The sequence below is a fragment of the Okeania sp. SIO2B9 genome, assembly GCF_010672505.1.
Taxonomy (GTDB): domain Bacteria; phylum Cyanobacteriota; class Cyanobacteriia; order Cyanobacteriales; family Microcoleaceae; genus Okeania; species Okeania hirsuta.
Genome location: NZ_JAAHGK010001675.1, coordinates 1 through 1,311 on the forward strand (window position 1 = coordinate 1; position 1,311 = coordinate 1,311).

General features: G+C 36.1%; 2 protein-coding genes. One reads left to right on the forward strand and one right to left on the reverse strand.

Annotated features, from left to right (window positions below; genetic code table 11):
* The first annotated feature begins 120 nt into the window (after positions 1-120).
* Positions 121-615 carry a hypothetical protein gene (locus tag F6K13_RS33610; protein ID WP_124145872.1) on the forward strand — a complete coding sequence of 165 codons (495 nt, stop codon included), beginning with the start codon at positions 121-123 and terminating at the stop codon, positions 613-615.
* A 312-nt stretch (positions 616-927) separates the two neighbouring features.
* On the opposite strand, the gene F6K13_RS33615 is transcribed toward F6K13_RS33610, so the two are convergent.
* The gene (locus F6K13_RS33615) at positions 928-1,299 is read right to left on the reverse strand and encodes a hypothetical protein (RefSeq protein WP_287290000.1); all 372 of its coding nucleotides are present in this window, start codon (positions 1,297-1,299) and stop codon (positions 928-930) included.
* Positions 1,300-1,311 lie beyond the last annotated feature (12 nt).

Genomic DNA, 1,311 nt, shown 5'->3' on the forward strand with positions numbered 1-1,311 from the left:
TTAAATTAGAGTTTGGCCAAGGTTACGTGCGAAAGAAAAAGCTATTAACCAAGAGTAATATTTTTGATCTTTGTAGAACTAACAACCATTAAATAATTACAACTTACCCTAAGAAAACAGATGCTAACTTATCAACGCAAATCCGTAAGTCTATCATTAATATCAACAGACTTGCCAATTTGGTCCATAGTTGAAACAGCGGCCACTGTATATCATAAAGACCGCGATCAATTTCATATATTATTGCATGAACCTGCAATTACAGACAAAGAAACATCATGTATAGACATAGATGAGCCATCAATATTGCCAACTGTCTTAAAACCAAGACTTTTATGGCTAGAAGTTTCCCCGTCCCGAGTCATTATGACTATGCAAGGAAACGGTAAATATTGTTACCGCCATATCTGGGAAAGAGGAGTATATGGCATCTGTCGTTATTGGTTACAAGACGAGTCATTCAATTTACATTATCAGCTACAAATGCGTAACTTTACCCGTAACCTAGTAGTTCAGGGAAGACCAGTTCCAGATTATCTGCGTTTAGAATATGAACTATGGTCTCAGCAGTTACGCATGGGACATTATGTACTAGAGCTAGAAATTCATCACTAATAGTTTGATTGAAGTTACCAATCAATATTTTTCCTAACAAAAACCACTTAAAACTTAACTGTCAATTCAGTTATCAGTTAGCCTCCTTCGGAAGAACTGCGTTAACAGTTATCAGCATCTCCTGCAATACAGAAGCGAGAAGATGCAGAATTTTCTTTATCTTGGTCGATTGGATATGGCGAGGTTTCCTCGCCATCCCACCCTTAGGAAAGTTCCGAAGACCGACCGCTTTCTATCCCCTTAAAAGGGAAGGTTTGAGACCCTATATTTTTGGTAATAGAAATTATTTATTAGGTGTAAAGTGCTCTAAACTTATTTATCTTGACAATAAGTAACCAGCTTATCTAACAAAATATCTTTTTCTGTAGCAACCTTATTAGCTTGCTGGCCTGTTTGAGTAAGTTGATTTTTAGCCTGATTAAATTTTTTTCTACCCTCTAATGAAGCTTCAACTTGTGTGCTAGTTTTAAGAGCTACACTCATCTCAAGAAAAGCTTGAGAAAGTTCTTTAAATGTTCGAGTTAAGTCTTTTTGAAACTGCTGAAGAGTTTCATCCTCAAGTTTGAGAGCTTCTAACTCCTGAGAAATTGCTTCTAAATCTCCTCCTAGCTGATTAGTTGTCGCAGCATCAAAGGAATTTTCAGAATTGACAAGAGTATTTCCTTTGTTAATAGTAACAATCAATTAATTACACTG